The organism is Streptomyces sp. N35 (genome assembly GCF_016464295.1).
Taxonomy (GTDB): Bacteria; Actinomycetota; Actinomycetes; order Streptomycetales; family Streptomycetaceae; genus Streptomyces.
Genome location: NZ_JAEIMH010000128.1, coordinates 3,641 through 7,953, shown reverse-complemented (window position 1 = coordinate 7,953; position 4,313 = coordinate 3,641). Strand labels below are relative to the sequence as shown.

Here is a 4,313-nt window from a genome sequence, read left to right as displayed (position 1 = left end):
CACTGAACGGCCGGGAAGACCGGTATCCGGTACTTCGCCGCTGCGTTCTTCTGCCCCGCCGTGAGCCTCTCCAGGGCGCCCTTCGCCACGAGCTTCTTCAGCACCGCGTACAGCTCGCCGCGGCTGAGCTTGGCGCCGCGCAGGACTTCGGGGCGTTCCACGCTGTTCCACGTGATGCGGGTGTCGTCGTTGGCGTCTTCCGCGAGCACGACCAGGAGGAGCTTCTCCCGGTGCGTGAGCGTGGCGGGCGCTCCGTCGAGAACCTCGACGATCAAGCGGACTCCCACGGCGGATCTCCCTGTGGTCCTGGGGTGGTTACTGGGCTGCTAGTCGTCGAGGAGTTCGCCGTCGAGGACCTCGACCGTGTCCGTTTGCTCGACGGTGACGGTGGCGGCCTGGTGGACCACGGGCGGGCGGATCTCGGATGAGGTGGGCACCCACTTGGCGAGGCGCCGGGCTGCGGTCTTGAGCCACATGGCTTCCTCGTCGGTGCGCCACGGTGAGTACGGGCCGTCTGCACCGTCGGACTTGGCCTTGGCGCGGGCAATGTGGTCACGCCCCAGGACCACGACCTTGGAGGTCGCGCCGTCGCGCATGTCCGCATAGGCGTAGACGCCGACGAGGTCCCCGCGCTGGCCGAACCAGTCGGCCCGGTGAAATGGTCGAGTCTGGTGGCCGGCCCAGCGCGGCAGCTGCTCGTGGTCAATGGCGCCGGGGGTCCATACGAAGTCGTCGTGTTCGCGCACCACTTCGACGGTCACGGAGGCGGCGTGACCTGCGCGGTAGATGAGTTCGACGATGCCCTGGTAGCCGACGATCCCCTGCACCTCCGGCTGGCCCTTGCGCTTGCGCGGGGTGAGGTAGAACTGCTCGGTGCCGGGCTCCAGACCCAACCGTGCCGCGGTCGCCAGGGCCACCATGAGCGTGTCGGGCGAGGCCTGGGCCGCGGCCAGCAGCTTGCCGTCCTTCCGCAGGACACCCACGGCCAGGCGCACCCACGTATCGGGGCGCACGTGGGACGGCATGACCTGCGCGAAGTGGTCGCGGTACTGCTCGACGAGCGCGGCCGGACTGGCGCCGCGCTGCTCCACAGCTTTGGTGATGGTGTCGCCGCTCATGCGGCAGCTCCGTTCTTCTTGGGGCGGGCGGGCAGGAGGCTGTACGTCTTGCCGCCTCGGACGGTGCGGGTGGCAATACGCACGTCGTCGCAGACGGCGCGCCGGCCGGTGCCGATAAGGTCGAGGATTTCGGCGGCCGCCTGGCGTTTGGCCTGCTCGATCTCGCTGTGCGCCTTGCTGTGTGCCTGGTAGCGGTGGGCGAGTTCGCGCGGGATCTCGACATCGATGTCCTGGCGGCCCTCGTGCAACCGTCGCACCGTGTCGTACGTGGTCGTGGAGCCGTCGATGTCGGGCCGTACACCGTCCCGGATGGAGGCCAGGAATTCTTCGGCCGCGTCACGCAGCAGCTCGGCGTCCGCCTGGTCGTATTCGACGCGGTACTCGTGGTACTCGGATCCGGCGACGAGCAAGGCAACGTGCGCGGTACGCAGGCCCAGCGTGTCGAGCTGCCACATGATCTGGCACCGGTAGTGCACCGGGATCTCATCCGTTCCCTCGGCGCCCCAAGCGTCGTCGTAGCGGGCGGTCTTGATCTCCAACAAGCTCGGGATGCAGCCGGGTTGGGTGAGGATGCGGTCGGGGGTGGCTCGCTGCCAGGTGCGCTCGGCGTGCCGCCAGGTGCCGGTGGTGTGCAGGTCGAGTTCGGGGTGCATGTCGGCGAACTTCTGCGCGATGACGGGTTCCAGGCGGGTACCCCACTCCATATCCGCGGTTTGCTCCACGGCGTGGGCGGCAAGGCCGGCCTTGTGGTGCCACAGCGAGAAACGGGACTGCCACGGAGACAAGCCGACCACCGCAGCCACATCAGTCGCCGTGACCGTCAGACCAGCACGAGCCTGAACCCACTCGCGGGTACCGGGCTCGAACCGACCGAGCAACACCCCTGACGGAACGGCAAGTTGAGTCGCTGTGGTCACTGGTCCACCTGCCCAGCCGTCGCCGCTGCCGGGCAGTGCACCGGGGCCATGCCAGGCTGCGGCGCCCAGTCGTGCGGGGCATGTGGCCGGCCGAGAACATCCAGGTTGCAAGCAACAATCGGCTGCGTCTCATCGGCCATACGCCGGAGCCGGACGGCTGCAGCTCCGTAGTCACGCGAGATCGCGTCGGCAGCCTCACGGAGCACGGTGGCCCGGTTCTCCGCAACAGCGCGGGCCTGCATGGCACGCGCCAGCCGCATCCACCAATCCCGGTCAGCGACAAGCCGGTGAACGCCCTCCCCGAAGGCCTGCGCCCGCGAACGGGCACTCAGCCACGCAAGGCGATACCGCTCGCCGGGCGCGGGGAGGACGGCCATCACCGCGTCAGCGAGGACGCCCACGTCGTTCATGCACAGCGCGCACGTGATGGAGTAGTTGTGGCCGCGTCGGTCACCATGCTTGTGGTGATCCCACTTCTCATGGCCAGGCTCGTAGGCCCAGCCCTCATGCGGCGTCGTCAGCAAGGCCTGGACGATGCGGTCGCGGAGGTCCAGTGCGCTCATGCCGCACCGCCCCGAGTGCGGCGATACAGAGCCTGGGTGATCTCCTCAGGGGTCGTGACGCCGGTGGGGACGAACACGTCGACCTCGATGGCCGATCCTCGTTTGGTCGGCCGCAGTCCTGCCTCGCGGCAGGCAGAGTGGGCGAGTTCGAGCAGCCGCACCGCATGCCGAAACGTTTCCTCACTCGCTTCGCTCAGTTCCACGTCGCGGCGCATGGAGGGGAAGGTGAACGTGTAGCGCGGGTGATCCTCGATCAGCTGGCCCACAGCGTCGGCCGCGCGCTGGAGCAGCCTGTGGGCCTGCTCCACCGCGTCCATGTCGAGCGTTGTCATTTCGGTCCCTCCTTGGTCTTACGGGGCTTGTGCTCGATGGCCCACCACAACGCCGCGATAGCAGCGGTCATCGTGAGCGCGATGGCGACGATCAGCGAGCCGGCCACGGCCGCGCCCTCCGGTACAGGCGGGAGGCCTCGACGAGGTCGAACATCAGGTAGGTGGCGACGCCCAGGGCGAGGGAGGCGAGCAGGTCGGCGATCACGCGGCCACCCCCGTCACGTAGGCGAGAGCCATGACGTCGTCGCGCTGGCGGAGCTCGGCGGCGGCGAGCTTGCTGACGATGCACATCCCCAGCACGTAGCCGGTGCGGATGTGCTCCTCGGCGGTGGCCAGCACTTCGTCGACGAGCAGCCCGCGTACTTCCCACTCTTCGAGGGAGTCCCGCATCGCTTGCTGCGCGGCGAACAGCACGTCCGTCCGCAGGCCGCTGTCGCAGGCGTCGACGTAGGCGGCAAGGTCCGCAGCCTCCGGCGAGGCGAGCGTGACGTCAGCCAGGCTGGTCACGCCCCGGGCCCCTTCTTGTTCCGGTCGGTGAACATCCACGCCACCAGCGCAACTTGCACCACCAGCAGGACCAGACAGACGGCGAGGACCAGGCGCTCGCTCATAGCCGGTCACCGCGCAAGTCCGCAGGCCTGGCGGGGAAGCCACACCCGCTGCGCCGGCACCACCGGCGCCGTGTCCACCACCGGGCGCAGCAGGTCAACGCCCTGCGGGGCCACGTACAGGTACTTGACCTTCCGCCGCCACCGGCCCGGCTCACGCAGCGTCCACAGACACCCGCCGACCAGCAGCGCAAGCAGCGCGGTCACATACACGCCGCAGAAGAACATGCTCATGAGACCTCTTCCTCCAGGTCATCGGCGTTCTTGTCGAGGTCCAGGCCGAGCGCCTGCAATGTCAGCAACTGCTCGTAGGGGTCGGTGACCAGCCGCTCGACGACGGCGCGGGCCACCGACTGCTGCTCGGGCGGCACGGGCTGGACGTCAGCGATCCAGGACTGGTCGATCGACAGGCCCATCACGCAGCCCCCCGTTCATCCACGCGCCGGCCGGAACGATTCCGCTTCGGACGCAGCACCTGGCTGGTCGGATCATTGGCGGGGTTGTAGTACGGGTCGCTCCCCAACAGCTCGTCGAGCCACTTGGTGAGGTCCGCGACCGGATACATGACCGCGCCGTCCATCAGGAACGACTTCGGGCCACGCCTGCGATGCCGCCAGATCCTGAGCGTGTTCACACTGCGCCCGATCATCGCGGCAGCCTGCACCGTGTTGAGGAACTGCTGTTCCGGGATCTCGTACGGCCGCTCAGGGATCGCGCTCATGCCGCTCCCCCAAGCTCCAGCTGACCGCCGTCGTGATGGCGCCAGTACAGGCGC

9 protein-coding genes are annotated in these 4,313 nt (G+C 68.5%); all 9 read right to left on the bottom strand.

Going from position 1 to position 4,313, the window contains the following annotated elements; all coding sequences use genetic code 11:
* Positions 1–287: hypothetical protein (locus JAO81_RS39185; RefSeq protein WP_199552780.1), on the bottom strand; the 287-nt coding region annotated here is incomplete at its 3' end.
* Positions 288–326: 39 nt separating this feature from the next.
* Positions 327–1,118: a recombinase RecT gene (locus JAO81_RS39180; protein ID WP_199552779.1), complete on the bottom strand. Its 792-nt coding sequence runs from the start codon at positions 1,116–1,118 to the stop codon at positions 327–329.
* A complete protein-coding gene (locus JAO81_RS39175) occupies positions 1,115–1,999 on the bottom strand; it encodes a lambda-exonuclease family protein (protein ID WP_307814159.1) in 885 nt (294 codons plus the stop codon). Before JAO81_RS39175 ends, JAO81_RS39180 begins: the two co-directional genes overlap by 4 nt.
* A gap of 32 nt (positions 2,000–2,031) precedes the next feature.
* Positions 2,032–2,598 carry a hypothetical protein gene (locus tag JAO81_RS39170; protein WP_199552777.1) on the bottom strand — a complete coding sequence of 189 codons (567 nt, stop codon included), beginning with the start codon at positions 2,596–2,598 and terminating at the stop codon, positions 2,032–2,034.
* Positions 2,595–2,930 (bottom strand): hypothetical protein, encoded by a 336-nt coding sequence (locus JAO81_RS39165; RefSeq protein ID WP_199552776.1) that lies wholly within the window; start codon positions 2,928–2,930, stop codon positions 2,595–2,597. The genes JAO81_RS39170 and JAO81_RS39165 overlap by 4 nt, the downstream gene beginning before the upstream one ends.
* Before the next feature lie 201 nt (positions 2,931–3,131).
* Entirely contained in the window at positions 3,132–3,437 is a 306-nt protein-coding gene (locus JAO81_RS39160; protein ID WP_199552775.1) for a hypothetical protein, read from the bottom strand.
* Between the two features lie 110 nt (positions 3,438–3,547).
* Positions 3,548–3,772 (bottom strand): hypothetical protein, encoded by a 225-nt coding sequence (locus JAO81_RS39155; RefSeq protein ID WP_199552774.1) that lies wholly within the window; start codon positions 3,770–3,772, stop codon positions 3,548–3,550.
* Entirely contained in the window at positions 3,769–3,954 is a 186-nt protein-coding gene (locus JAO81_RS39150; RefSeq protein WP_199552773.1) for a hypothetical protein, read from the bottom strand. Before JAO81_RS39150 ends, JAO81_RS39155 begins: the two co-directional genes overlap by 4 nt.
* A complete protein-coding gene (locus JAO81_RS39145; protein ID WP_199552772.1) occupies positions 3,954–4,259 on the bottom strand; it encodes an AlpA family transcriptional regulator in 306 nt (101 codons plus the stop codon). The genes JAO81_RS39150 and JAO81_RS39145 overlap by 1 nt, the downstream gene beginning before the upstream one ends.
* Positions 4,260–4,313: the final 54 nt, after the last annotated feature.

What these genes read in the sequence shown, in the direction of transcription:
- JAO81_RS39180 (WP_199552779.1), bottom strand. Translation starts at nt 1,118, where the DNA reads ATGAGCGGCGACACCATCACCAAAGCTGTGGAGCAGCGCGGCGCCAGT.
- JAO81_RS39170 (WP_199552777.1), bottom strand. Translation starts at nt 2,598, where the DNA reads ATGAGCGCACTGGACCTCCGCGACCGCATCGTCCAGGCCTTGCTGACG.
- JAO81_RS39165 (WP_199552776.1), bottom strand. Translation starts at nt 2,930, where the DNA reads ATGACAACGCTCGACATGGACGCGGTGGAGCAGGCCCACAGGCTGCTC.
- JAO81_RS39155 (WP_199552774.1), bottom strand. Translation starts at nt 3,772, where the DNA reads ATGAGCATGTTCTTCTGCGGCGTGTATGTGACCGCGCTGCTTGCGCTG.
- JAO81_RS39150 (WP_199552773.1), bottom strand. Translation starts at nt 3,954, where the DNA reads ATGGGCCTGTCGATCGACCAGTCCTGGATCGCTGACGTCCAGCCCGTG.
- JAO81_RS39145 (WP_199552772.1), bottom strand. Translation starts at nt 4,259, where the DNA reads ATGAGCGCGATCCCTGAGCGGCCGTACGAGATCCCGGAACAGCAGTTC.